At 37.1% G+C, this 26,187-nt stretch carries 31 protein-coding genes and 2 pseudogenes; 25 read left to right on the top strand and 8 right to left on the bottom strand.

Going from position 1 to position 26,187, the window contains the following annotated elements; all coding sequences use genetic code 11:
• Positions 1-50: 50 nt before the first annotated feature.
• Positions 51-1,511, top strand: coding sequence for a SulP family inorganic anion transporter (locus D8M06_RS09055; RefSeq protein ID WP_121204073.1), 1,461 nt, complete (start codon positions 51-53; stop codon positions 1,509-1,511).
• Positions 1,512-2,569: 1,058 nt separating this feature from the next.
• Here the strand turns inward: D8M06_RS09055 and D8M06_RS09050 are convergent.
• Positions 2,570-3,688, bottom strand: a complete 1,119-nt coding sequence (locus D8M06_RS09050; RefSeq protein WP_121204072.1) for an NAD(P)/FAD-dependent oxidoreductase — start codon at positions 3,686-3,688, stop codon at positions 2,570-2,572.
• A 128-nt stretch (positions 3,689-3,816) separates the two neighbouring features.
• On the opposite strand from D8M06_RS09050, the gene D8M06_RS09045 reads away from it, so the two are divergent.
• Together D8M06_RS09045 and D8M06_RS09040 are read left to right on the top strand one after the other, a co-directional pair.
• Positions 3,817-4,383: a hypothetical protein gene (locus D8M06_RS09045; RefSeq protein ID WP_121204071.1), complete on the top strand. Its 567-nt coding sequence runs from the start codon at positions 3,817-3,819 to the stop codon at positions 4,381-4,383.
• 112 nt (positions 4,384-4,495) lie between these two features.
• Positions 4,496-5,425, top strand: a complete 930-nt coding sequence (locus D8M06_RS09040) for a manganese-dependent inorganic pyrophosphatase (RefSeq protein WP_121204070.1) — start codon at positions 4,496-4,498, stop codon at positions 5,423-5,425.
• 55 nt (positions 5,426-5,480) lie between these two features.
• Here D8M06_RS09040 and D8M06_RS09035 read toward each other — a convergent pair whose 3' ends face one another.
• Positions 5,481-5,900: a hypothetical protein gene (locus tag D8M06_RS09035; protein WP_121204069.1), complete on the bottom strand. Its 420-nt coding sequence runs from the start codon at positions 5,898-5,900 to the stop codon at positions 5,481-5,483.
• Between the two features lie 166 nt (positions 5,901-6,066).
• Between D8M06_RS09035 and D8M06_RS09030 the strand changes: the two genes are divergently transcribed.
• On the top strand, positions 6,067-6,219 hold the full coding sequence (locus D8M06_RS09030; protein WP_121204068.1) for a small acid-soluble spore protein P: 153 nt from the start codon (positions 6,067-6,069) through the stop codon (positions 6,217-6,219).
• Positions 6,220-6,416: 197 nt separating this feature from the next.
• On the opposite strand, the gene yidC is transcribed toward D8M06_RS09030, so the two are convergent.
• Both yidC and D8M06_RS09020 read right to left on the bottom strand, forming a co-directional pair.
• Positions 6,417-7,220, bottom strand: a complete 804-nt coding sequence (gene yidC, locus D8M06_RS09025) for a membrane protein insertase YidC (protein WP_121204067.1) — start codon at positions 7,218-7,220, stop codon at positions 6,417-6,419.
• Positions 7,169-7,537 carry a hypothetical protein gene (locus D8M06_RS09020; RefSeq protein WP_121204066.1) on the bottom strand — a complete coding sequence of 123 codons (369 nt, stop codon included), beginning with the start codon at positions 7,535-7,537 and terminating at the stop codon, positions 7,169-7,171. The genes yidC and D8M06_RS09020 overlap by 52 nt, the downstream gene beginning before the upstream one ends.
• A gap of 254 nt (positions 7,538-7,791) precedes the next feature.
• Between D8M06_RS09020 and D8M06_RS09015 the strand changes: the two are divergent.
• The 8 genes and pseudogenes from D8M06_RS09015 to D8M06_RS20145 all read left to right on the top strand — a co-directional run.
• A pseudogene (locus D8M06_RS09015) lies at positions 7,792-7,902 on the top strand (DUF4260 family protein); the annotation flags it as partial.
• A gap of 111 nt (positions 7,903-8,013) precedes the next feature.
• Positions 8,014-8,997, top strand: coding sequence for an ABC transporter ATP-binding protein (locus D8M06_RS09010; RefSeq protein ID WP_121204146.1), 984 nt, complete (start codon positions 8,014-8,016; stop codon positions 8,995-8,997).
• Positions 8,975-9,748 carry an ABC transporter permease gene (locus D8M06_RS09005; protein ID WP_121204064.1) on the top strand — a complete coding sequence of 258 codons (774 nt, stop codon included), beginning with the start codon at positions 8,975-8,977 and terminating at the stop codon, positions 9,746-9,748. Before D8M06_RS09010 ends, D8M06_RS09005 begins: the two co-directional genes overlap by 23 nt.
• A 148-nt stretch (positions 9,749-9,896) precedes the next feature.
• Entirely contained in the window at positions 9,897-10,451 is a 555-nt protein-coding gene (locus tag D8M06_RS09000) for a CotD family spore coat protein (RefSeq protein WP_121204063.1), read from the top strand.
• 97 nt (positions 10,452-10,548) lie between these two features.
• Positions 10,549-11,103, top strand: coding sequence for an SLOG family protein (locus D8M06_RS08995; protein WP_121204062.1), 555 nt, complete (start codon positions 10,549-10,551; stop codon positions 11,101-11,103).
• Positions 11,104-11,293: 190 nt separating this feature from the next.
• Positions 11,294-12,007: an SIMPL domain-containing protein gene (locus tag D8M06_RS08990; protein WP_158591768.1), complete on the top strand. Its 714-nt coding sequence runs from the start codon at positions 11,294-11,296 to the stop codon at positions 12,005-12,007.
• A gap of 136 nt (positions 12,008-12,143) precedes the next feature.
• Positions 12,144-12,680 (top strand): annotated as a pseudogene (locus D8M06_RS20150) (GNAT family N-acetyltransferase); the annotation flags it as partial.
• Between the two features lie 54 nt (positions 12,681-12,734).
• Positions 12,735-13,043 carry a DnaJ family domain-containing protein gene (locus D8M06_RS20145; RefSeq protein ID WP_241558921.1) on the top strand — a complete coding sequence of 103 codons (309 nt, stop codon included), beginning with the start codon at positions 12,735-12,737 and terminating at the stop codon, positions 13,041-13,043.
• Positions 13,044-13,056: 13 nt separating this feature from the next.
• Here the strand turns inward: D8M06_RS20145 and D8M06_RS08980 are convergent, their stop codons facing one another.
• Positions 13,057-14,067 carry a glycoside hydrolase domain-containing protein gene (locus D8M06_RS08980; protein ID WP_241558917.1) on the bottom strand — a complete coding sequence of 337 codons (1,011 nt, stop codon included), beginning with the start codon at positions 14,065-14,067 and terminating at the stop codon, positions 13,057-13,059.
• Between the two features lie 251 nt (positions 14,068-14,318).
• On the opposite strand from D8M06_RS08980, the gene D8M06_RS08975 reads away from it, so the two are divergent.
• The 10 genes from D8M06_RS08975 to D8M06_RS20140 all read left to right on the top strand — a co-directional run bounded on the left by D8M06_RS08975 (position 14,319) and on the right by D8M06_RS20140 (position 20,579).
• Positions 14,319-14,804 carry a GNAT family N-acetyltransferase gene (locus tag D8M06_RS08975; RefSeq protein WP_170150267.1) on the top strand — a complete coding sequence of 162 codons (486 nt, stop codon included), beginning with the start codon at positions 14,319-14,321 and terminating at the stop codon, positions 14,802-14,804.
• 62 nt (positions 14,805-14,866) lie between these two features.
• A complete protein-coding gene (locus D8M06_RS08970; RefSeq protein ID WP_121204058.1) occupies positions 14,867-15,337 on the top strand; it encodes a YrvL family regulatory protein in 471 nt (156 codons plus the stop codon).
• Between the two features lie 37 nt (positions 15,338-15,374).
• Entirely contained in the window at positions 15,375-15,833 is a 459-nt protein-coding gene (locus D8M06_RS08965) for a GNAT family N-acetyltransferase (protein ID WP_121204057.1), read from the top strand.
• A 190-nt stretch (positions 15,834-16,023) separates the two neighbouring features.
• A complete protein-coding gene (locus D8M06_RS08960; protein ID WP_121204144.1) occupies positions 16,024-16,374 on the top strand; it encodes an ASCH domain-containing protein in 351 nt (116 codons plus the stop codon).
• A 425-nt stretch (positions 16,375-16,799) separates the two neighbouring features.
• Entirely contained in the window at positions 16,800-17,411 is a 612-nt protein-coding gene (locus D8M06_RS08955) for a hypothetical protein (protein ID WP_121204056.1), read from the top strand.
• 87 nt (positions 17,412-17,498) lie between these two features.
• Positions 17,499-17,981, top strand: a complete 483-nt coding sequence (locus D8M06_RS08950; RefSeq protein WP_121204055.1) for an NUDIX hydrolase — start codon at positions 17,499-17,501, stop codon at positions 17,979-17,981.
• A gap of 127 nt (positions 17,982-18,108) precedes the next feature.
• Complete coding sequence (locus tag D8M06_RS08945) at positions 18,109-18,573, top strand: potassium channel family protein (RefSeq protein ID WP_158591767.1); 465 nt, start codon at positions 18,109-18,111, stop codon at positions 18,571-18,573.
• Between the two features lie 37 nt (positions 18,574-18,610).
• On the top strand, positions 18,611-19,144 hold the full coding sequence (locus D8M06_RS08940; RefSeq protein WP_121204053.1) for a potassium channel family protein: 534 nt from the start codon (positions 18,611-18,613) through the stop codon (positions 19,142-19,144).
• Between the two features lie 103 nt (positions 19,145-19,247).
• Positions 19,248-20,375, top strand: coding sequence for an NAD(P)/FAD-dependent oxidoreductase (locus D8M06_RS08935; RefSeq protein ID WP_121204052.1), 1,128 nt, complete (start codon positions 19,248-19,250; stop codon positions 20,373-20,375).
• Between the two features lie 78 nt (positions 20,376-20,453).
• On the top strand, positions 20,454-20,579 hold the full coding sequence (locus D8M06_RS20140; RefSeq protein ID WP_241558916.1) for a DUF6254 family protein: 126 nt from the start codon (positions 20,454-20,456) through the stop codon (positions 20,577-20,579).
• Positions 20,580-20,633: 54 nt separating this feature from the next.
• Here D8M06_RS20140 and D8M06_RS19980 read toward each other — a convergent pair whose 3' ends face one another.
• On the bottom strand, positions 20,634-20,801 hold the full coding sequence (locus tag D8M06_RS19980; RefSeq protein WP_170150265.1) for a hypothetical protein: 168 nt from the start codon (positions 20,799-20,801) through the stop codon (positions 20,634-20,636).
• Between the two features lie 132 nt (positions 20,802-20,933).
• On the opposite strand from D8M06_RS19980, the gene D8M06_RS08930 reads away from it, so the two are divergent.
• Both D8M06_RS08930 and D8M06_RS08925 read left to right on the top strand, forming a co-directional pair.
• A complete protein-coding gene (locus D8M06_RS08930) occupies positions 20,934-21,347 on the top strand; it encodes an HIT family protein (RefSeq protein WP_121204051.1) in 414 nt (137 codons plus the stop codon).
• A 591-nt stretch (positions 21,348-21,938) separates the two neighbouring features.
• Positions 21,939-22,214 carry a hypothetical protein gene (locus tag D8M06_RS08925; protein WP_121204050.1) on the top strand — a complete coding sequence of 92 codons (276 nt, stop codon included), beginning with the start codon at positions 21,939-21,941 and terminating at the stop codon, positions 22,212-22,214.
• A 110-nt stretch (positions 22,215-22,324) separates the two neighbouring features.
• Here D8M06_RS08925 and D8M06_RS08920 read toward each other — a convergent pair whose 3' ends face one another.
• Complete coding sequence (locus D8M06_RS08920) at positions 22,325-23,881, bottom strand: ABC-F family ATP-binding cassette domain-containing protein (protein WP_121204049.1); 1,557 nt, start codon at positions 23,879-23,881, stop codon at positions 22,325-22,327.
• A gap of 221 nt (positions 23,882-24,102) precedes the next feature.
• Between D8M06_RS08920 and D8M06_RS08915 the strand changes: the two genes are divergently transcribed.
• On the top strand, positions 24,103-24,957 hold the full coding sequence (locus tag D8M06_RS08915; protein WP_121204048.1) for a DegV family protein: 855 nt from the start codon (positions 24,103-24,105) through the stop codon (positions 24,955-24,957).
• 222 nt (positions 24,958-25,179) lie between these two features.
• On the opposite strand, the gene D8M06_RS08910 is transcribed toward D8M06_RS08915, so the two are convergent.
• The gene (locus D8M06_RS08910; protein WP_241558915.1) at positions 25,180-26,175 is read right to left on the bottom strand and encodes a polyprenyl synthetase family protein; all 996 of its coding nucleotides are present in this window, start codon (positions 26,173-26,175) and stop codon (positions 25,180-25,182) included.
• Positions 26,176-26,187: the final 12 nt, after the last annotated feature.

Below are 26,187 nucleotides of genomic sequence, written 5' to 3'. Positions count from 1 at the left end.
ACGGATCAAGCTAAATGAAGCTTGAAATATAAATAGGAAGAGGGAATTAGTTGAAAACAGAACAATTAAAGCAAGAATGGTTTGGTAATGTAAAAGGTGATGTGCTTGCAGGTCTTGTAGTTGCTTTAGCATTAATTCCAGAAGCAATTGCCTTTTCCATCATTGCTGGCGTCGATCCAATGGTAGGATTGTATGCATCATTTTGTATTGCGGTAGTTATCGCCTTTGTTGGCGGACGTCCGGGTATGATTTCTGCAGCAACCGGCGCAATGGCAATGTTGATGATCAACCTTGTTGCAGAATATGGATTAGAGTATTTATTAGCGGCAACCATTCTGACAGGAGTTATTCAGATACTGTTTGGTGTATTTAAGTTAGCGAATTTAATCAAATTCGTTCCACGTTCAGTAATGGTCGGATTTGTTAATGCTTTAGCTATTGTTATTTTTACCTCACAGCTTCAGCATTTTGTTGGCGAAACATGGATAATGTATGCATTAGTTGGACTCGCACTAGCTATTATCTATCTTTTCCCGAAAGTAACAACAGCCGTACCATCTACACTAGTAGCTATCATCGTTGTAACAGCAATCACTATTTTCGGTAATCTTGGTGTCCGTACGGTAGGGGATATGGGTGCATTAACACAACAGTTACCAGTATTTTTAATACCGGATATTCCATTAAACTTTGAAACATTAATGATCATATTCCCATACTCTTTATCTCTAGCAATTGTGGGATTGCTAGAATCATTGTTAACGGCAAATATAGTAGATGATATGACAGATACAGAGAGTAATAAAAACAAAGAGTCACGCGGACAAGGAATTGCGAATATCGTTTCAGGATTCTTTGGCGGGATGGCAGGTTGTGCCATGATTGGACAATCTGTGATTAACGTAAAATCCGGTGGTAAAGGACGCTTATCTGCTTTGGTAGCTGGTGTCTTCCTTATGTTCTTAATCGTCGTATTAGGTGGATTAGTTGTCCAAATACCAATGGCAGCACTGGTCGGTGTGATGATTATGGTTTCCATCAGTACATTTGATTGGTCATCCTTAACAACCTTACACAAAATACCACGTACAGACGCTATCGTTATGGTAGTGACAGTTGGTATCGTACTTGCAACACATGACCTTTCCAAAGGAGTATTAGCTGGAGTATTATTAAGTGCTATATTCTTTGCAGCGAAAATTTCCAAAGTTAAAGTTACAGAAGAAATGGATATGAGAAGTCAAAAACGCATTTATCGTGTGGAAGGACAATTATTCTTTGCTTCGGTTAATGATTTTACAGGAAAATTCCAATTTGCAGATTCTGTCAAAGAAGTGGTAATTGACTTAACGAATGCACACCTCTGGGATGATTCAGCTATAGGGGCTTTAGATAAAATAGAAATGAAATTCGAACAAAATGGAATTAATGTTCAGTATGTAGGATTAAATACAGAAAGTAAGCAATTGAAGAATCGAATTGGCGGCATGACGAAAGCTTCTGAGCATTAATTTTATAGGAGAATTTCTAAGTAGTGGGTAGTAATTCCTGTTTTTGGGGAGTTACTGCTCTTTTTGATTTTGGCTGTTTTTTTAGTTTTAGTAGGAAGATTGTTTGGATGATAAAATTTTGCTCAGATTGGGTAGAGAACGACGCCTTCTGAATCAGTATTGTACACATGTTAGGAGCGTTCATGCGGGTGCTGATTGAGAGTTATAGGCGTTAATCTGGCTTTATAGGCGTTAATCTGGCTTTATAGGCGTTAATCTGAATTTATAGGCGTTAATCTGAGTTTATAGGTGTTAATCTGAGTTTATAGGCGTTTACCTGAATTTATAGGCGTTAATCTGAGTTTATAGGCGTTAATCTGGATTTATAGGCGTTAATCTGGATTTATAGGCGTTAATCTGGATTTATAGGCGTTAATCTGAATTTATAGGCGTTAATCTGGATTTATAGGCGTTAATCTGAGTTTATAGGCGTTAATCTGAGTTTATAGGCGTTAATCTGAGTTTATAGGCGTTAATCTGAGTTTATAGGCGTTAATCTGAGTTTATAGGCGTTAATCTGAGTTTATAGGCGTTAATCTGAGTTTATAGGCGTTAATCTGAGTTTATAGGCGTTAATCTGAGTTTATAGGCGTTAATCTGGATTTATAGGCGTTAATCTGGATTTATAGGCGTTAATCTGAATTTATAGGCGTTAATCCGAATTTATAGGCGTTAATCCGAATTTATGGGCGTTAATCCGAATTTATAGGCGTTCACCTGAATTTATAGGCGTTAATCCGAATTTATGGGCGTTAATCCGAATTTATGGGCGTTAATCCGAATTTATAGGCGTTCACCTGAATTTATAGGCGTTAATCCGAATTTATAGGCGTTTACCTGAATTTATAGGTGTTCACCTAAATTTATAGGCGCTTACCCGAATTTATAAGTTCTCATCACAAGTTATAAGCTCATAATCTCTAACTAACTACCATGCTTCACACCCCAGCAAGACTCCACATAGCCAATCTAGTTAGAAAAAAACGAACCCTCACAAACAATGGGTTCGCTCACAATATTTAATTTTCCTTCAACGCGCCAGCCACAGGATAGTCCTCTAAATGTATTTCAAGTTCCTCGCCTAGCGTCAACTTTGCTAATTGCTGACCTATGTAAGGACCGGTGGTTAATCCGGATGAACCTAGCCCGTTTGCTAATAATAAGCCTTCGTATCCAGGTAATTTGCCAACTACAGGTAAGTATCCCGGAGTAAATGGCCTAAATCCGACACGTGTCTCTAAGAAGGTTCCATTCCTTAGGCCTGGTGCGATATCCATCACACTAGATAAAATTTCGTGTAAGCCACCAGCAGTAGTGCGACCATCAAATCCTTGGTCATCTTCATGGGTACTTCCGATAAGGATGCGTTGATCAAACGCTAAAATCAATTGACTTGTTGGCGGCATAACGACTGGCCATTTTGATGTATCTGAGCCGGGAATTTGCACATGCAGAATTTGTCCTTTTTGCGGAACAACATCAAAAGCAATATTTAATGGTTTAAGCAATTCATTCATCCATGCGCCTGTTGCTGCAATTACCATATCAGCCTTGTAAACATCGGTACCAACTTTTACACCTGTAACTCTAAATTCATCATGAACCAACTCGCCATTACCACGAATAACTGTCGCACCATGTTTCTCGGCGCCACGGAGTAGAGCGCTTCTCATCGCACGCCCGTCAACTCTTGCGCCGCCACTTACATGGACCGCTTGATATCCATCTGTCAACAGTGGAAACATGGCTTTTGTTTCTGTTTCATTAAGTAATGTGACATTGCCAATCTCAGTTGCATCTTCCCGTCGTTTAATCGCACGATCTCGCATTTTTATTAACTTTTCTTCATCTTTATGTAAACGAATAGTCCCTACTTGCGAATAGCCAGTGTCTTTTTCTCCATCTTCAGCCAGTTCTTTTACTAATTCTGGGTAAATTTTGGCACCAGCTTTTGCTAGTCTGTACCATGCTTTATTTCTTCGCTGAGAGATCCATGGACAAATCATCCCAGCAGCAGCGTCTGTTGCTTGGCCCTTATCAACACGGTCCACGACTATTACATCGGCACCATTTTTTGCTAAATAGTAGGCAGTACTTGCACCAACTATTCCTGCACCTACGATAATATATTTTTTCATAATTTATCCACAACCCATATATTTAATTGCTTTACCAAAAAGCATACCTCCTTCATCCATACATTTATTACTATAAAAATAAAGCAAGTAAATGTAAAATGATAGAAGAGTCAATTAAAAAGGAGGGAATGACAATTCTACAGAAAAATATCATTGGCAATATATTGTTTTTTACCGGAATTGGGTTGATTGTGGTCGGAATTATCTCGGCCTATCTAAATGCAGAGTATGTCAATTATGTCGGGCCGCATGGGGAAGAGGAAACAGTATTTGAATGGCGATTCTTCTTATCATCGATGACTCAATCCATTTTTAATGGAATGATGTTAATCGCCTTCTCGGAATTTATAAAATACTTAGATGCATTGAAAAATAAAAATATGCAAGGGGACACTCCTACACAAGAACATCACAACGAACATAGTAGCCTTCCAGTTACACCTTCCGAAAAGAAGCATGAAGTTTGGACGCTAACAGAAAATGATCAAGAAAAAATATATGAACTGTACGCCAATCAAGCCATCTTAGAGATAACCGCTTCGAATACGAAAGGATATTGCATTGTAAAAGTGCAGGATTATAATGGACCATTAGATCCAGGGTTAAAGGTAGTAGATGTTCGTGGTCAAGCAGCAGAAGAAGTTCATCACGCAGAGACAGTGAATCAATTGCTTGCATCTTATCGCAATACTTAATTTGAAGATGAATATGCCTTGTGATAGAATTTTAAAGTAAAACATGTTCATATATGAAAAAACTATGATAATCTAATAGTTGAATAATATACATAAAAGGAGTTGTAGAAAAATGGCAAAAACGTTAATCTTTGGACATAAAAACCCTGATACGGATACAATTTGCTCTGCATTAGCTTATGCAGATTTGAAAGTGAAATTAGGAGAAGACGCTGAACCAGCTAGACTTGGTGAAGTGAATAAAGAAACACAATTTGCTTTGGATTATTTTAAAGCTGAAGCACCGCAATTAATTGAAAAAGTAGAAGATGGTGCAGAGGTAATATTAGTGGACCATAATGAGTTCCAGCAAAGTGTAGAAAATATTAATCAAGCAAAAATTACGGAGGTTATCGATCATCACCGTGTTTCTAACTTTGAAACAAAGGAACCATTATTTTTCCGTGCAGAGCCAGTAGGATGTACAGCAACCATTTTAAATAAAATGTACAAAGAGAAAAATGTAGAAGTATCCAAAGAAATTGCAGGACTTTTACTATCCGCGATTATTTCTGATTCATTACTATTAAAATCTCCTACATGTACGGAAGAAGATGTGAATGCTGCTCGTGAGTTAGCGGAGATTGCTGGAGTAAACTTGGAAGAATATGGATTGGATATGCTTCAGGCTGGTGCAGATTTAAGTGATAAATCTGCTCTTGAACTAGTAACCATGGATGCAAAAGAATTCACAATGGGCAATGCAAAAGTAGAAATTGCTCAAGTTAATGCTGTTGATACGGAAACAGTTTATGCTATTCAACCAGAACTGGAGAAGGAAATTAATAAGATTGTAGATGATAAAGATTTAGATTTATTCTTATTTGTAGTAACAGATATCTTAAATAATGACTCCGAAGTACTGGCACTTGGAGAAGGAAAAGGTAAAGTAGAATCCGCCTATCATGTTACTTTAAGTGATAAGAACCGTGCACTTCTTAAAGGTGTTGTATCACGTAAGAAACAAATCGTAACGGTACTAACGGAAGAATTTTCGAAATAAGGATAGTAACCTAATAAACGGCAAATACTCTAATCAGAGTATTTGCCGTTTACTTTTAATTATCTTCATCATCATTTTCTTCTTCCTCATTTGTTTGCTGCAAAATATTATTTACCATATTTATTGCTTGATCTTTAATATCTGAATCATTTAATATGTCTTCCAGTTTATCCGAATTCTCGTTTGATTGAATCGTTTTTAAAATTTGTCCGAAATCAAATCCGTTGTTAGTGTCAAAGGAGTCACGATATTCATTTAAGATGGAAGTGCTATTTTTAAGAAGATCATTGCCCTCACTAGAATTCATTAATTTAGAAATGATTTGCTCAAGGTCTATAGAATTTGAATTGTTGTTTATCCAATTTTTAACAAAGCTATTTAACACGGTTTCCGTTTTCGTCATAGATGCTGAGTCCGAAGATGAGTGGTGTTTTTTGTTTCGAGAACGCTTTGATCGGTATACACTTTTTGACACTGAAATCCCTCCTTATGTTTTCTCTCTGTTCATGTTATGTGAAAAAATAGAGGGCGACCGTGTACCTGTCTACTGAATCAATAAAATATATGTTTGCCTACTACCAGGTTGTATATGATTTAGTAATTCCTCAAAGACTAATACAGGTGAAAGGAGGAATGCCCGAATGTCTGGTAAACCAAAAGGACCAAAGCAACAGGAACGCCCTCGTTTGCCTAAAAGTCCAGAACAACCCTATGGAGAACCTCTAAGTGGCTCCAAAAAGGTAAAAAATGCAAATCATTCTCGACAAAAACATAATCCTCATCACGATATGTAACAACAGTAAGATTCTTTTATTAAAAAAGCACTTTCATCACTTAATTGTGTGATGGAAGTGTCTTTAATTGAGGCCCCGCACCGCAGAACAGTTGGCTGCGATAAGTGGAGTGTATTTTTCGAAGAGGGATTAACACTCCAAACATGTTCGGGTTTTACTTTGATACGATTACGATCCCTCCGTCCCAGCATCATTTATTAATTACTAGCTGCAGCAGTTGTATAAATTTTTCGGGAGATAAGGGTTTGTACAATCATGAATATTCCCCCAACTGCCCAATACAATGGCAAAGCGGATGGTGCGCTCAACGAAATGATACCGATCATAATAGGGGACAGCATTCCCATAAATGCCATCTGTTGTTTCATTTTTGGATCCATCCCAATTTGTGAAACTTTAAATTGGAAAAAGTAAATGACGACAGCAGCGACGGTCAGAATAATATCCGTTTGACCTAAATCAAACCACAAAAATGAATGAGTTGCAATCTCAGGCGTCCGACGGATTGCATAGTAAAATCCAATTAGTATAGGCATTTGAATAATCATTGGCAAACAGCCACCGAGTGAAGCTAGCGGGTTCATATCATGCTTCTGATAAAGTTGCATCATTTCCTGCTGCATTTTTGCTTTAGACTCCGTATCTTTTTTTTCCTTATATTTTTCATTTAATGCATCAAGTTCAGGCTTCATACCATTCATTTTTTCTTTCATTTGTACACCGTTTTTCGTTTGCTTTAATATGAATGGCATGATCGCAAAGCGAATGAGCAATGTAATGATAATAATGGATAAACCGTAGTTCTCATTAAAGATTCCTGCAATCCATTTGATTAGTTGGGAAAATGGAAGAACAAAATATTGATCAAAAAATCCGGCAGAACTTGGATCAATTGGTTCCATAGCCATGTTTTGTTGGCATCCAGATAATAAGAGTAAAGCAAGAATCCCTATAATAACGCTATATTTTTTAATAAAAGTGAATACAGATGTTGTTTCCATTGTTTTCCTCCTCGATATTTTATTGATGGAAATAACGAGAAGGAATGAGCATCAGAATCATCATCTGGAGCTTCTATCCGTTTGGTTTTTGTTGTTATCCAATTGCGGATTTCTATGACTCGAGGAATGATAATCTGTCTTGGCAATTGCTGTATTTTAACGTCGTGAGATTTTCTTATATATAATTGATTCTCAAAAGCCTTATGCTCCAGGTTCACGTAAAATATGTCTATAGTAATGAGAGACAAAGCAATGCTTAAATAAAAATAGAATGGTGAGAACTCATAAAACATTTCATTAAATAATTCAAGCAACATCTGTATTCACCTCCTTTAATATGTAATTAAGAGTTTACTTTTTGCAGTGATAAATAATAGTACGTATTCATCCTATGATAGGTTTCACTTTTTAGCAATGGTAAAATAATCTAGGAGATGGATAATGATTATTTAGAACTTTATGAAACTTTCGATGGACTCTCTCGTAATATCGTTTGGGAGGGAGTATAAATGCCTAATATTTTAGTAAGGATAGAAGGGTTCGCTTTCTTAGTGATGTACAGATACAATTCTTGATTATTGTTGGATTGATTTGGACGGCACATATTGGGATGGACCGAATGATTGGATTTGGTTTAAAATATCCAACTGCATTTAAAGACACACATATACAAAGGATATAAGTTTCAGATACTCAGTCTTCAGGCTGAGTATTTTTCGAACTAAGGGTCGTGTTATTGGGACTTTATATTGCTTAAAATAGTAATAGTTAAAAGATGGAGGGCGAGATTATGATGGAACAGATTATTCATGTTCAGAATCTTAAGAAGTCATATAAAAAAAGAAAAACAAAAGAAGTGATACAGGCGGTAAAAGGAATTTCCTTTTCTGTAAGACGCGGGGAAATTTTAGGATTATTAGGACCTAATGGAGCAGGAAAATCAACTACAATTAAAATGATATGCGGCTTAGTGAAGCCTGATTCAGGAATTATTCAAATTAACGGTATCAATAATCAGGAAAAACGGTTAAAAGCATTACGTCACATAAGCGCTGTACTTGAAGGGAATCGAAATTTATATTGGCGGCTAACGGTAAGAGAAAATCTGGAATACTTTGCTGGTAATAGAGGTTTTTCACGAAAAGCTGTCACTGAACAAGTTGATGAGTTATTGGATGAATTTCAATTAAAGGGGAAAGAAAAGGAATTGGTGAACAGACTATCTCGAGGCATGCAGCAAAAACTAGCGATTGCCGTTGCAATGCTCGCTGATAGTGAAGTGATTTTACTGGACGAACCAACACTTGGACTGGATGTTGAAACGAGTTATGAAGTTCGGGAATTGCTGCGAAAAGTAGCAAACGAACACCAACGTACCATTATTATTAGTTCCCATGATATGGATGTTATTCAGGATATTTGCGAACGAACCGTAATTATTAATAATGGAGAAATTGTCACAAATGATAAGGTAGAAAATTTATTGAAACTATTTGATGTCCGTGCCTATAGCTTGACACTTGGAAATTTATTAAGTGACAATCAGCAGACCCTTTTGAAGAAGAAATTCGCAATATATCAATATACGCCTGATACCTATCAATCTAAATTAGAGGTTGAGTTGGCGAAGAGTGAAGAAATCTATGAGCTTTTTGATATTTTAAAACTGGCACGGACACCAGTGGAAGCTATAGATCGAAAGACTGTTAATTTTGAGCAAGTATTCCTGAAAATTGTAAAGGGGGAACAACAGAATGAAAAGCTTAAATCTTCTTAAAGCAAATACAAGGAAAGAGTATATCGAATTGAAACGATACTTACCAAATACGATTGCTTTACTTCTTACTTTTTATATTATTTTTTTAGCCATGTTTGCAGGAATTCAAGTGATTGGTGATCCAAGTACACAGGATGCGAATATCCAATTTGTTATAGTAAACTATATTTTTTGGTACTTGTCGATGATGGTTGTCCAAGACATTGGTTGGCAGATTACGAATGAAGCAACACAGGGAACTTTTGAACAACTTAGTATGTCTCCCATGGGTGTGTGGAGGATTCTTTTCGCCCGTTTAATTGCACTCGTTGCTGTCCATTTTTTGATTGTTGTTTTTTTGTTGTATTTATCCATGTTTACAACCGGCCAGTGGCTAAATATTGATGTCATATCTTTATTACCGATTCTTATATCTACACTTTTTAGTATGTTTGGTTTGGGCTTTATTATTGCTGGAATGTCGGTTGTCTTTAAACAAGTCCAAGCATTCTTGCAGATTCTGCAATTTATTTTAGCTGGGTTAGTATTTGTTCCTGTGTCTGTAGCTCCAATCTTAGCCTTTTTTCCAATTGTAAAAGGGGTTGACCTTGTACGCGGTATCATGATTGATGGGATAACACTCAGTCAAGTTGCATTTGCTGATTACATGATTCTTCTATTCAATGCGGTATTTTATTTTGTCATTGGATTAGTGTTTTACCTGAATTGTGAAAAAGTAGCGATGAAAAAGGGACTGCTTGCGCATTATTAGCATGGTTAGAGAAGGTGTTTGTTCCCAAGGAGCAAACACCTATTTTGGGTGTGTCTTGTAATTTCCTTTAAAATGGGTACTCGCTTATACATTCGGATGACAGTTGACATAGGTTATTAGTGTACCAAAAAAAGAAAGGAGATTGTCTATGAGACGACGTCATCATCACGGGCCACATTGCGGTTGTCCGAAATGTGTCTATCCGACTAAAGTTAATAATGTAAACACGTATTCCGAAAGTTGCGTAGAGCATGTACACCCTTCTCATACAAATGTAGTTAATCATCATACCGTGAAAAATTACCACACGTTCCCACACTCAACTTCGCATCAGAATGTAACAAACAGTGTAGATATAATGGGACCTCAATACAATGTGCCAGGACCAGGTCCAATGGGGCCAGGATTCGGTGCAGGAGCTGGACCAGGAGCAGGAATGGGACCAGGTTGGATGCAAGGTCAGATGCCAGGAGCAGGAATGGGACCAGGTGCCATGCAAGGTCAGATGCCAGGAGCAGGAATGGGACCAGGTGCCATGCAAGGTCAGATGCCAGGAGCAGGAATGGGCACTGGTGCACAACAAGGCCAGATGCCAGGCACAGGAATGGGCGCTGGTGCACAACAAGGTCAAATGCCAGGCACAGGAATGGGAACTGGTGCACAAGGTCAGATGCCAGGCATGATGAATAGAAAACCAAGATAACAGATAACAGTCATTATTGATAAGTAAGCTGGCAAATATTTGCCAGCTTTTCTTATGGGATTTATAATAATTGAAGGTTTATGAAAGAGGGATACATATGAAAATATTAACGGTTACTGGCTACAAACCGATGGAAATGGGTATTTTTAAAGAAAACGATCCACGAGTAACATTTGTCAAAGCTGCTATTGAAAAACGAATAATCAGTTTTATAGAAAACGAAGGTCTTGAGTGGGTGATTGTTACCGGACAAATGGGGGTAGAATTATGGACTGCTGAGATTGTTCTGGACTTAAAAGAAACTTATGATATTAACATTGCCATGTTTCCACCATTCGAGAATCAAGAAAGTCGCTGGCCAGATCCATTAAAGGAAAAGTACCAGGAGTTAACTTTTGTTGTTGATTTTTATAAGCCTTTATATGAAGGAGATTACAAAGGTCCATACCAGTTTCGTGCAAAAAATATGTGGCTGATCGAAAAAAGTGATGCCTGTCTTTTGTTAATGGATGAGGAATTTCCAGGAAGTACAAAGTATTTTTATGATGTGGCAAAAAAGGCCGATGGATATGAAATATTCACAATTACCCCTACAGATTTAGAAGATATCGTAGAAGAACTTAGGATGCAGGATCCCGATTATTGGGAGTGATAGGGAGCTGTGGTGGCAGCTTGTGCTTATTTTTTGATGAAATGCTAATATTTACAGTAAAATTGCTAAAGTTCACATCTCATACACCCCACTCATGCTTGAATCAACTCTCAGCCTCAAAAAACAAACCATAATCATTCTGCCTCGGCCTGCATAATATCTAATATCAATCAAAAAAGGTGGAATGATTATGTATTATCCTTACAATGCGCATTATCCTTATCAGTCGAATCCGAGTCCTAACCCCAATACGCAACAAATTACAAGACCTGCACGCGAACCAAGTCAGCCAAACACGATCACGGTAAGAGGCATGTCGAGCGTCTCTATTCAACCTGATATGGCCAGTGTCCAACTTGCCGTCCTAACAGAAAATATATCACTTACACAGGCACAAGAGGAAAATGCGGAGACAATGAATCAAGTGTTGGTAGCGATCGAGGCACAAGGAATTCCACAAGAAAAAATACAAACCTCTCGCTATACCATTCAGCCTAAATATGACTTTGTGGAAGGCAAACAAGTTTTCAGAGGTTATGAAGTTCAAAACGAAATCACTCTAAAGATTACGGAAATCCAAGAAACAGGGCAAATTATTGATGCGGCAGTAGATGCTGGTGTAAACCGTGTAATGAATATTCAATTTACCACACAAAATGAAAATGCTTATTATAATCAAGCATTGCAACAAGCTATTATAAATGCTATGGAGAAAGCGATGACGATAGCAGACACATTACAAATCAATCTTCATGAAACTCCCGTAAAATTAGTAGAAAAAGTAACAAGGGACCAGGTTACACCAAGAGTATTGGCAGCCAGCACCCAAGATAGTTTTTCTACCCCAATAAAACCAGGACAGATTCAAATACAAGCAGAAATAGACGCAATATTTAAATATTAAGAGGATTTCAAAAAAAAGAAGAGAATAATAAGTATAAGGTGGATGAAATGTCCGAAAAAGTAAACATTCATTTACTTTACATAACCGAGAAAAGGGGACTCTTATATAAATACAAAGTTATTCGGGAGGAAATGAGATGGGGGAATTTCCTAAACTGGAAACAAAAAGACTTGAGCTTGTGCAAATCGACCATAAATATGATAAAGACTTATATGAGATCTTATCAATGGATCGAGTAACCATCTATTACGGGAAAGAAAGTCTGGAAAGTCTAGAAGAAGCGAAAGAGATGATTGATGGATTTTATCATTTGTTTCGGCAAAAACGTAGTATCCGATGGGGAATTATCTGGAAAGAAACGGGGCAATTTTTAGGAACTGTGGGACTAAATAACTTGAATTTATGGAATAAAAAGGGAGAAATCGGATACGAACTGCATCCTGCCTTCTGGAGAAGAGGAATTACTTTAGAAGCAGCAAAAAAAGTACTTGCGTATTCATTTCATGAATTAAACTTATTTCGAATTGGTGCCGTAACTTTTCCTCAGAACACGGCTTCCAATCAACTTCTTAAAAAATTGGGATTCAAACAGGAAGGGCTCCTCAGAGGTTATTTACATCAGAATAATCAATCGCATGACGCTATCATACATTCCTTGTTAAAGCCGGAATGGTCTGTTCAAAACGAGGCTCCAGAGATAGAAGAAAGGCTGCAGTACACGGATCATATGACGGCAATTATCAGAAATGCTGAGAGGGAAGGGCAATTTGATTATCTTCCTGGTAAGGGAAAACCACTGAAAATGGCAGGACAAAGTATCCAATCAGAAGAAAGGCAACTCTATAAGACTCTTAAAGATAATCATATTCTTCCCAAATGGGTGAAATTAGCAAAAGAAATTGACATTTTAAAAGAAGAACTAAAGCAAACTGCGGGAAGAGAAAAACGGAAATTAGTCAAAGAGGTTAATAAAAAAATAAGAGAATATAATTATGCTTGTCCTCCTTCACTGCAAAAAAGGAAAGTGGTGGGATAGGGAGAATAAATCCCTATTCCTTCCACAGATAATCCATCATGTCATTTGTAAACAAATTGGTATCAATTGTACATGTTTCAGATTCAAGTCCATATTGCCAACCATAAAGCATCGAATTGTCTGGTCCTTGTGGATTGTATTCTGGAGCATTGTCTTTAGTGGTAACACCTTCTTGAGGGTACGCAGTCCAAACGATCATATTTTCTAGTGCTTCTGATTCCATTGCGTTATATGCTTCTAGAAGTTCACTTCCTTCGTCAAATACACCGTAAACTGCTGGGTAATAATTAGATTCATTAACTGTTTCATACCATGCTTGTAAAAAAGACGAATCAATTGGATACTCAGGTTCAATATCTACGAATAATGCTATGTCTTCAGGGATACTTAAATCTTCTGCCATGGCAATGGCTTGTTCCGCATGTTCTACACCTTGCTCATTACCAACAGCATCATTAACATGATTATAGATTACTAGAATGGAAATATCATTATCGTGGAGAAAGTTGACTTCCTCCCTATCCAAGCCTATGGAAACACCTTCGTTTTCACCGATATAGCGACCAAAAACAGAAGGTTCACCGAAATTGTCTACAATACAGGAGTAATGTTCCTCATCCGTATAGCTTGCTGAATCAACACCCCAGTAATGTTCTTGTGAGGACTCTTCCTCTGTATTTTCATCCTCACTACTTCCATCGTCGTTGTTATCTGAAGACTCCTCGTCGTTATTGTTTTCTTCTTCCCCATTTTCGGATTCTTCCTCATTACTGCCATCTTCTTCTGAGTTCGAATCCTGATTATTCTCTTCGTTACTAGCTTCCTCAGACTCCTCTTCATTGGAATTCTCTGTATCTGTATCCTCCGATTCATCCTCATTGTCCGAAGTTTCTTCGGTGTTGTTGTCGGGGGCTTCATTAACGTTTTCATTCATCGTCGGTGCCGCGACAAAGAAGATGACTAAAAACGTAATGGCAAAAAATGCAGCAAGACCCAACAGGGTGTAAACAAAGTAGTTTTTCATAAGATTTTCACCCTCCTTTCACACCTAATGCAGTATATTAAGAAATGCTTGTTGGTGTGCGAAAGGAAGGAGAAAATGTACGTATTGGCTAGTCACTGTGGAATGTATTTGCATAAAACTTTATAATATAGGAAGAGGCATCAAATTCTACCTTCTTTAACCGGATAGCTATATAGTGTTATAATGTTAAAAACTATTAATAAAATTCGAAAGTGAATAGGGTGATTACAGTGGTTTACACCATTCGGTATATGAAAAAGAAAGATATACCTCAGGTTCAGCATGTTGCCAAGACTAGCTGGAACAGTACATATGAAGGGATTATCCCACTTGACATTCAAAATAACTTTTTACAAAATGCATATAGTTATAAAAATATGAAAAGGCGATTAAAACACACGACTATTTTTGTTGCAGAAATGGATGGTAAAATTGTGGGTTTTGCCAACTATTCGCCTGTTTCAAAAGAAGGATCTACAATCCTAGGTGCCATCTATATTTATCCGGAATACCAAGGGAAGGGGATTGGATCTGCCTTTTTAAAAGAAGGAATGGAGAAATTGGGAGATGTGCGAAAAATTCAATTAAATGTGGAAAAAAACAATATAATTGGAATGCGCTTTTATGAGGCGAAGGGGTTTGAGAAAGTTAGAGAATATGAAGATGATTTTGATGGACATATACTAAAAACCGTTGAAATGGCACTTAAAGTCAAAGGAAGCATAGAAGTCCGTTAAAGTAGACCTTAAATTTTTATCTATGTAACCTAGTAATCTATTATTTTTGTTAGGATGTTTTGATGCGTAAAAAAAAAGACGATTCATTTCGTGAAATGAATTTTGGTGGAAAAATTGTAGTGATTACGTCTCTTGGACTGCTGGTTGCGTTAGCACTAGTATTTGTATTTGGGGCGTATTTCTTTGGATTCGTTGGTTTTTTTAATCTATTTAATGTTGAATATGAGACACTTGGCTCCTTATTCTTATTTATTACATTCATATTTATATTTAGTTTTATTACAGACCTTTTGGCACAAGCGTTCTTAGTGGTTTCGGCAACTTATTATTATAAAAACAAAGGCCAATTGATAGCACTAAAGATCATATTAGAATTTTTATTTGCCTGGCTAGCCATTTTTATCGTGGATGAGATGATGTTAAGCATTACAGTTCCTGTTGAGACAGAAATGATTGCTGCAGCAATAATGGTAGTAGCGGATTTAGTTTTTGACGGAAAGAAGAAGACTCGCAGAAAAAGAAAGAAAAAATAATAATAAATAAGAAGATAGAAAAAGTTAGGAGATAACGATGCATATTCGAAAATTAGCATCTAATGAAACACCACCTATGGATTTACTTCTAGGAGCAGACCCGGACAAGGAACATATAGAAAAGTATTTAGAAGATGGCCAATGTTATATTGGTATAAATGATCATGGTGAGAAAGTGATAGGAGTTTACGTCTTAGCAAGCACGAAAGATGACACGCTTGAGATTATGAATATATCAGTATTAGAAACGGAACAAAACAAAGGAATTGGAAAAGCATTAGTCGAACATGCGATAGAAACAGCAAAAAAACAAAATTTCTCCATACTAGAAGTAGGAACAGGAAATTCAAGCATCAGCCAAATAGCTTTTTATCAGAAGTGCGGCTTTCGCATGGTAGAGGTAGATTTTGACTATTTTACAAGAAATTACGAAGAAGTAATTGTTGAAAATGGAATCATTTGCCGAGATATGATTCGTTTAAAGATGGATGTGTAAATATTATTGTAGGTTGTGTTAAATCTTTTTATAGAGTTTGACATTCGTTGAGAGTTGGTTCTATTTTATAGCTTTTGGGAAACAAATTACGTGGGCTAATCGAAACCTCTCTACTCCCAGAGAAAGCTGGTTTTCCAAGGAGAGGGAGGCGGTGCTCACGGAAAGTTACAAAAAAGAAAAGAGGAAAAATATGTTACATAAAATGCGCTTATATAACGTACCATTTGAATCCATACAATCGGAAAGAAAGACAGTCGAAGTTCGGTTAAATGATGAAAAGCGCAGAAGTCTGCAGATTGGTGATGAAATAGAATTTACCAAGCTACCTAATCAAAACCAAAAACTTCGTGTACAAGTAATTGGACTGAAAACATTCCCTACGTTTAAAGAAATGTACGAATCGATTCCATCCTCGGCCTTTGATACACAAGGAGAATCTATCCAAGGAATGGTAGAAAATACGTACCAAATCTATACACCTGAACAAGAGAAAAAATGGGGGACTTTAGCAATTGAAATGAAATTATTAGATAAAAATTGAAGTTGTCTAAGAACCAGCCCTAAAATCAGTCATCGCTAAGATAAATTTCCTTTTACTTCCATTTAACTGAAGGTGATTTGTTAAATTACAAATTCTAGTCTTATATCCAATATCACACCTTCAACAAATCCACCAACACCCTCTGGCTAGAAAACATAAGTAATCCAACCAATAATAGTTATATGCAACACACAGATTCAAGACAATACACCTAGTTATTTACTTGATACTTGAAACAAACAGAAATAAATGACATTACAGTATACTACTTACATAATGAAAGGTTCTTTTCATATAGTTTATTTCCGTAGCGGCAACAGAGCGCTATTCTGAATTAAAGATATTCGCTCTTTTATACAAATGTATGGTGAAAAAACAACAATCTTATGGATAGTGCCTAATTGACAAATGAAAAGAGGGGAAGAATGAAACGATTTTTTGTAAGTATAATCATTATAACAATGGTGCTCCTGGTTGCTTGTTCTACAAAAGATTCAGTAGAAACTCAAGGGGATGCAACAATACAGGAAGCAAAACTGACTGATTTTGAAAAGCAATTTACGGATTTATTGGACGGTGTATCTTTTGTCCATGATATCGAAATAAAGAATGATCAGGTGAAGGAAATTTCTACTACCGTCGATGTCTATCAAAATGGAGAGTACAAGGATACGGTAGTTGAATTTGGAAAAGGGATATCTGAGACCGAGAAAGAAGAAACCATAAGAACGGTGTTTTTAAGCTCCATGTTAAATAAACATGATGAAAAGTGGATGAGTGCCGTGATGACAAATAGCGGCAGTGGAAGTGGAACCAATACGTATGATTCATCCGAAATAGTGAATTTAAACTCATCCGCATGGGGTGGCATTACTGATTCAACGCCACTTTTTATAGGAGAAAAACTTCCAATAGCCTCCATTGTTTATTCGAATAAAGAAAGCATCGTTATGTTGAACCATTTTTCTAGAGATGAAGCTTTGGAAAAGCAAACGAATTATGAACAGGTTTATATTTTATCGGTAGAAATACGATAGAAGAATATGTGTATAAGTCTGACTACTAGAAGCGCCATACGAAAAGAAGGCCGAACAATTACCAATCAAACACAAGGAGATTTAAAATTGGGATACATAGAAGATTTGCGAAAAGTAGTAGGACATCGACCATTAATTTTTCCAGGGGCTGTTGCTGTTATCGTCGATGATCTAGGTAGAATATTGCTGCAACAACGCACGCATCCAAAAGGAGTATGGGGTATACCTGGAGGTCTCATGGAACTTGGGGAGTCTACAGAAGAAGTGGCGCAACGTGAAGTAATGGAAGAAACGGGGTTGGTTATCCGTGATTTGCATTTAATCAATGTCTATTCTGGTGCAGATCAATTTATCAAAGCTGAAAATGGTGATGAATTTTATACCGTCACTGTTGCCTACTATACAACTAATTTTCAAGGCGATATCAAAGTAGATAAAATAGAATCCATTCAAATTGCATTTTTTTATCCAGATGAATTTCCAGCTAACATGGTCAAAAGTCATCGAGTTATATTAGATGAGTTTTTGGAAAAGCATTATCCTAAGTTAAGAAAGAGGAACTCTACGTGAGAACTGATCAAATGTCATTTACTATAAAGGTTGCATCGACAGGTGTAAGAAAGCCTGACCATAGGAAGGTACATGCACTAATACGGAACAAGATATGGAAATAAGACGTAAAAAAGGGGGGAGTATTTTGATTTTTCGTATCATCCAAAAAGCAATGAAGATGGATGTGAAATTCACTATTTTCATTGGTTTATTCGCATTTATATTAATTACTACAAAAATAATTCAACTTATCGAACCTGACACGTTTCCAGATTACTTTGATGCTTTGTGGTGGGTTATGACTACTGTAACAACGGTTGGATATGGAGATGTATCTCCAGTAACAGTAGGCGGTAAGATATTTGCAATGACCATTGTCTATGTTGTCGGAATAGGGATTATGGGGGTGGCAGTTGGATATGTTGTAGACGTTTATATCGATTACAAAAGAAGAAAGGAGACAGGGAAATTGAGTTATAAAGGAAAACATCATCATGTGATTATTAATTTTTCACGACGATCTAAAGAAACAATAAAAGAATTACTTAGTATGAACGAAGATAAGGATGTCGTTCTCGTTGATGGGGCATTAGAGAAGGACCCATTATAATGAACGCGTACATTTTGTAAGTGGTGATCCTGGTGATATTCATATTCTTTTAAAAGCCAATTTAGCAGAAGCAGAGTCCGTGATGATTTTTGCTTCAGATGAAGTTCAGCAATCTTCTCTTGCAGATGGTCAGACTCTTCTCATTGCAACAACCATCGAAGATTATTCCAAAAAAACGAACAAACCGATTTATACGATTGCTGAAATAAATGATGAAATACATATCCCTAGTTTTATCCATGGCGGTATAGATGAATTTGTAACGCCAACGCACACGAGTGCTCGATTAATCGCAAAAAGTGGTTCTTATAAAGGGGTAAGTGAAGTGTTCCGCCAGCTAGCTTCTTCTAACTATGGTTCGGATATATTCACCATTCAGCCCCACCGAAACTGGAGAACGTATAAAGATGCTTTTACTGATTTATATGAAAAAGGTGCAACATTAATTTCAATAGACAACGAATTAAATGTTACGGAAAAAACGGAGGAAATTCTTCGTAAAGAATCGAAATTATTAATTGTTTGCAAAGAAGAGACTTATGAAAAAATAAAGAGTTATATAGCACAATGAGTGTCAATCACAAAAGAGATTACTTCATACCATACACTGGCTTTAAAATTTTGTCATGATATTTTCATTTAGAAATACGTTTAAAAAAACAAGGAGTGATTAAGTGAAAATAGTGATAATTGGTAGCGGAATCGTAGGTGCTAGTGCTGCTTATCGACTGGCCAAAGACAATCATGAGGTGATCATGATTGATAACATACAGGAAGGAAAAGCAACAGCAGCAGGTGCGGGGATTGTATGTCCTTGGGTGTCGAGAGTAGAGGATAAAGACTGGTATAAAATAGCTAGAAATGGTGCTAAATTCTATCCATCCTTGATAGAAGAACTAAAAAAAGATGGAGAAAATGAGGTTGGTTATAAAAAGGTTGGTGCACTTTGTGTTAGTTCTAACAAAATGGAATTAGACGAGATTGAAAAAAAGATAAAAATAAAGCAACCAAACGCACCAGAATTAGGAGACATATCTAGGTATAATTCTGAACAAACAAGAGCCTTATTTCCCCCAATAAGTGAAAAGTATGAATCCGTATTTGTATCAGGAGCTGCACGGGTTGATGGCCGCTTGCTAACGGACGCAATGAAGCGAGCTGCTCAAAAACATGGTGCCAAACTAATCCAGGGTGATGGAAAGTTAGTATTTGAAGAGGGGAAAGTAACGGGAGTAACAGTCCATACAGATACTTATCAGGCAGATTATGTATTAGTTGCAGCAGGTGCATGGAGTCCAGCCCTTTTAGAACCATTAGGATTACAATTAAAGGTAGAGCCACAGCGGGGGCAGATTGCTCATATTAAATTGCCAGAGAAAGATACCTCCACTTGGCCTGTAGTGTTACCCCAAAGCAGCTATTATATGCTTGCTTTTGATGATTCAAGAATTGTGGCAGGAGCTACAAGGGAAACTGGCTCTGGTTATGATTACCGTATGACAGCAGGAGGGGTAAACGAGGTATTGACAGAAGCATTAGAGATTGCTCCAGATCTTTCCTCTGGAACATTAGAAGAAGTAAGAATTGGCTTTCGTCCTATGAGCTCAGATGGTTTGCCTTTGCTAGGAAAATTGGATTATGTAGACGGTCTTGTTTTGGCAACAGGATTGGGAGCATCTGGACTGACAATGGGACCTTACGTTGGGAAGTTAGCAGCATCTATTATGACTAGGGACGAAATTGATGTAGACCTCGATGTTTACAACCCAATGCGCTCTATAAGTAAAATAGAAAAGGTTTAAATTGCAACTGATGAAGAATCAAATTTCCTCAGCAGGTTATTCTATAACTGTTACCTTATCAAAAAGGGGTGAATATCATTGTCGCATTCTAAATCACGCCGTGAGCGCAGGTGGAGAGCAAGAAAACAGCAACAAAACCCTCATGGTAATGTAAAGTCATTCGAACAGTTAGCAAATGAAACGGAAAAGAACGGAAGAAGATAGGTGAAAGGACCAAGACCGGTGAATTGCGTCTTGGTCCTTTTTATTACTATTTTCTTATGGCATTTCATCATTTTTAGGACGGTTTTTGAAAGCTTCGTGTGTGACGATATCCTCTTCTTGTTCGAACTGTCGACTATGTTCTTTTTCCTCTACTAAGTTATCTTTCGGAAAGTTTCCAGGGTGTCCTTTTCTTTTATGATTAAATCCTTTACCACGGCTCATTCTTCATCTCTCCTTTCCATCATTTGTATTTAGTTTTTCCACAAAAGGTAGGTCAATACAGATTAGATACAGAATGATATTTATGTTAAAATTGGTATTATTGTGAATAATGTTTTGAGGAGTTTTTGTCAGTTGAGGAAGGATTGTGTTTTTTGTCAGATAGAGTTGGAACCAAAGCAAAGGATGCTTTTAAGCAACGAACATTGTATGTTTTTACAATTGGATGATAGCGATATTAAAGGAAAGAATTTAGAAGGTGCGGGGGTAATCGTACCAAAAAAACATCGTGAAACCGCATTTGATTTAACGAAGGATGAGTGGAATGCAACATACGATTTGCTTCTTGATGTACAAAAATATATAGATGAAAAGCACCAGCCTGATGGATACAATCTTGGATGGAATTGTGGGAAAGTTGGGGGGCAGCATATCTTTCATGCACACTTTCATGTATTACCAAGGTATCAAGATGAACCTCTATCAGGAAAAGGAATTCGTTATATGTTTAAAAACGAAAAAAATCAAAGAATACATGACGGTACTTAGAGTGAATTTTTTTGGCTCTGTTCTAGAAGATTGTTACTTTTTATCAGGACTCTACCTTATATTTTGTATAGAGTCCTAATATCCTTAATTCAGAACAGTGTTGCTCTCGCTCACACTTATGTTTGATTCGTGTGATTATCCGCTCCGGCAGAATACTTCGCTTAAATAGGCGCTTAAGATTACTTTGAACTTATATCTCTAGAAATTACGTCTTAAGACCGTTATGATCCTTAAAACAGCATATTTCATATTTCTTGTTTATACAAGTAGAGCAGACGCATAGCGGAGTGTATTTCCGTAGCGATGTTAACAAATCGCTCCATTAATTATTTATACTTAATTAAATATATTTGGAATTTCCATCTGTAAAATTCTTATAGCAACAAAATATAAGAAAAGAGCCTATTTATTTTATTGAAGATGCAATTGGAATGTACGTCCATGTGATTGTGATTTATGGTAAAAGCACTGTTACGGGTGGCCTTTTCATTTAAAAATGAAGCATGTCTTATAAAGTATACATAGTTCAACAAGAATGAGGCAATATATAGAGAGATATTCTTCGATTTTATTATAATGGAGGTCACTTATATGGCGCATCTGAACCTACATCAGAAATTACAAGAAGCAAGTCAGCAGGTGAATGCGGCTCAGGAGGCTGTAATCCAAGCACAGGGACAGGATATGCAACGACTTGAGCAAGCAGAGCAGCAATTGCAGCAAGCCGAACAGGTACTAAAAAATGTTCAAAGTGAAGCAGGAGAGGAAGCAACCGAAAATCCTCAATTTCAGCAAGCTTTTGAAGAATTACATGACGTACGCCAGCAAGTGCAAGAAGCACAGCAAAATATTAATGATATCTTATAGAACGAATAAGAAAAAAGGACCGGGTACTGGTCCTTTTTCTATGCACTGTATCCAAAGCATATATGTCTTTTATTAGGTTCATTTGGTCATCTTTTAAAAAGAGGCTTCTTTTAAAATGCCTTTGTTGTCCAGTCTTCGCAATTCCACATGTCTGTTACAATTCCATCATAAAACTCTGGTTCGTGGGAGATAAGCAGGACGCTTCCCTTATAATCTTTCAAGGCCCGCTTTAATTCAATTTTCGCGTCATGGTCCAGGTGATTCGTTGGTTCATCCAGTACAAGCAAATTAGTTTCTTGATTAATTAATTTACAAAGACGTACTTTGGCTTTCTCACCACCGCTTAATACCTTTACCTTGCTTTCAATATGTTTCGTCGTAAGTCCGCATTTCGCAAGTGCAGCTCGTACTTCATATTGTGTGAAGTGAGGAAATTCATCCCAAACTTCATCCAGACACGTTTTCTCGCTTTCCGTTTTCATTTCTTGTTCAAAGTATCCAATATGGAGATGGTCTCCTAGCTCTACGGAACCAGAAACAGGGGGGATCTCTCCAAGTATACTTCGGAGTAGCGTGGTTTTACCAATTCCGTTTGCACCATAAAGAGCAATCTTTTGACCGCGTTCCATGGATATATTCAGTGGTCTGGATAATGCTTCCTCATAACCAATCACTAGATCATTGGCTTCGAATAAATACTTGCCAGGTGTACGTGCTTGTTTGAAAAGGAATTGAGGTTTTGGTTTCTCTGCATCTAATTCAATGACGTCCATCTTATCTAGCTTTTTCTGACGAGACATTGCCATTCTGCTTGTGGCAGCATTTGCTTTATTTCTCGCTACGAAGTCTTTTAAATTGGCTATTTCCTTTTGTTGTTTCTTAAAGGCTGCCTCCAGCTGCTGTTTTTTCATATCATAGACACGCAGGAATTCATCATAATCCCCAGGGTAACGAGTTAATTCCTGGTTTTCCATATGATAGATTAAATTTACAACACTATTTAGGAATGGAATATCATGTGACACAAGAATAAACGCATGATCATAATTAATTAGATATTGTTTCAGCCATTCGATATGCTCGACGTCCAGATAGTTTGTAGGCTCATCGAGTAATAGTATATCTGGTTTTTCTAGTAGTAACTTAGCTAGCAAGACCTTGGTTCGCTGACCCCCACTTAAGTCGTGAACGTCACGGTCTAAACCGAATTCATCCAATCCAAGTCCATTGGCTACTTCTTCTGCTTTTGCATCAATTGTATAGAAATCACTATTTGATAGCGCATCTTGAATGCGTCCAGTTTCTTCCAAAAACTTTTCTAATTCATCCTGTCCAACTTGTCCCATTTTGGCAAACAGTTCATTCATTTTTGTTTCCATATCATATAAATACTGAAAAGCAGTTCTCAGTACGTCAAGGATTGTCATGCCTTGTTTTAGAACAGCATGCTGATCTAAATAGCCCACACGGACATTTTTGGACCATGTTACATTTCCTGCATCTGGTTCCAGTTTTCCTGTAATGATATTCATAAAAGTGGACTTGCCTTCTCCATTGGCACCGATAAGTCCAATATGTTCACCTTGTAATAATCGGAAAGAAACGTCATCGAAAATTGCTCGATCTCCGAATCCGTGACTTAAATTTTTTACGGTTAATAAGCTCATAATTAATACACCTTTTCTTTTAAAATACATACTTTTACTATTATAAAGGTCATGAAGAAAAAGGGCTAGTCACGATTTTATTAAAGTAATATTGGTTATATTATCTCCCTTACGATACAGATAATAAAATTAGTACCTATTACTAACACTTGGTATTGTTTGTGGGTGTAATTAATTGTATAATCAAATTAGCAAGGTGACGGAAAGGTGCGATATATTAAATGAACAAGAAAAAGATTGCTTTTGTAACTGATAGTACGGCTTTTTTAACAGAGGAATTACGAACGCATCCAGATGTTTATGTTGTACCGATTGTGGTCATTTCAGATGGGAAGGAATACGAAGACGGAGTGGACTTATCGGCTGATAAACTATACGAAATTATTCGGACGGAAAAAGAAGTACCTAAAACATCGCAGCCGAACGTAGCAAAATTCCAAGCATTATATGAACAGCTGAAGGAAGATTATGATGCGGCAATTGCCATACATGTTTCATCTAAATTAAGTGGGACTTTTTCCAGTTCCGTTACAGGTAAAGAGCAGTCCGATTTTCATGTTGAAGTTATTGACTCCTTATCCCTTTCTTATGCTATTACTGTACTTCTTTCAAAGGGATTGGAATTAGCAGAAATGGGAGAGGATGTCGCTACGATTGCCAATAAACTTAAGGATGCTTCGCATAACTCCAGAAATCTTGTTTTATTAGGTAGTCTAGAGCAATTATATAAAGGTGGAAGAATGTCTGGTGCATCCTTCTTAGTGGGGAATCTCCTGCAAATAAAGCCTATTCTTTCCATTAAATCCAATGGAGAGTTAGATTTATTGGAGAGGATTCGGTCAGAGAAAAAGGCGACGACTCGAATAATAACTTTGTTAAAGCAGTCCTGTGAGGAAAGCAAAGTGCAAAGAGTAGGAATTATGCATGGAAATACAATAGAAAAAGCAAAAGAATTAGAGAAGCGAATTAAGAGTGAAGTTCCTAGTGTGGAAATAACGATTGGTGATATTAGTTCGTCGCTTGCTGTGCATGCTGGTGAAGGAACGCTGGGATTGTTTTGGAGTGTAGTAGAATAAATATACTTAAAGGGTTCTCTTTATGATGAAGGAGGACTTTTTCTTTTTATAGATTCTTCAAAAAGTCCAGTAAAAATGATATATCGAAAATGGAGTCTTTGATAAAGAGTAAGAGTAAATGCTAAAGTTCACATTTGCAGCCATAAATTTTCCGATCATAAAAAAGAGGCTCTCCTGCGACAGATGCCTCTTTTTAAAGTATCTAAAATTCTATTAAACTATTTATACCGTTCTATGCAATAGGTTTGTTGTTATTTCATATAATGTTCGCTTATATTCTCCATCAGGCAATTTAGCCAAAGCTTTCAACGCCTTGTTTGTATATTTTTCAGCGACCTGCTGTGCTTTTTCGACACCTCGAGTTTCTTCGACGATTTCCATAATTTGCATCAAGTCATTCTCTGTTAATGCTTCTTTTTTCGCTAGCAATGGATGTAATACATTAGGTTTAGCTTTCATTGCGTAGAGTAAAGGCAATGTATAAATGCCTTGACGAATGTCAGCCATGCTTGGTTTTCCAAGTGTTTGGCTATCACCCTTAAAGTCTAGCACATCATCCATAATTTGAAATGCCATCCCAATGTAATGCCCCATATTCCATGCTGTCACCGCTTGTCTTCGTGACGCATCACTCGTGATAGCACCGGAGTAACAGCTTACTGCAAATAATTGTGCTGTCTTACCGGAAATACGAGATAGATAGTCTTTCACACTAGCAACTGTGCGATAACGAGAATTTAACTGATCCAATTCACCAGTTAAAATCTTCTCCATGCTTCGTGCATTGAACTCAAGGTGTGCCAGTGAGGAAGCATGTTTAGATAGTATCGTAAAGCAAACACAGAATAAATAATCGCCAGAGTAAATCGCAAATTGGTTACCTTTTTGTGTGTGAATGGTCGGATTGCTATGTCTGGTATCAGCTTCATCTATTACATCATCATGAACGAGTGTTGCCATGTGCAAAGTCTCAAGTGCTGCAGCTACTGCTATCGATCTCTCTTTTTCTTGACTAGAAGCTGAACCAATTTGGGAACATAATAGTGTGTAGGCAGGTCGAAGTAATTTCCCCCCCGAGTAGATTAAGTCTCTAATCGTAGACTCGATATTTTTATCATGGATTCGTACATGTGATTCTACCATTTGAAGGACAGATAAAAGGTCTGCTTTTATTTTTGGGTAAGATTCCCACATAGGATGAACTTGGACTTGCATCATAAAAACCCCCAT

The sequence above is a fragment of the Oceanobacillus halophilus genome, assembly GCF_003628505.1.
Taxonomy (GTDB): Bacteria; Bacillota; Bacilli; order Bacillales; family Amphibacillaceae; genus Oceanobacillus; species Oceanobacillus halophilus.
Note: the sequence above shows the minus strand (reverse complement) of the source record. Positions and strands in the feature narration are given on the sequence as shown.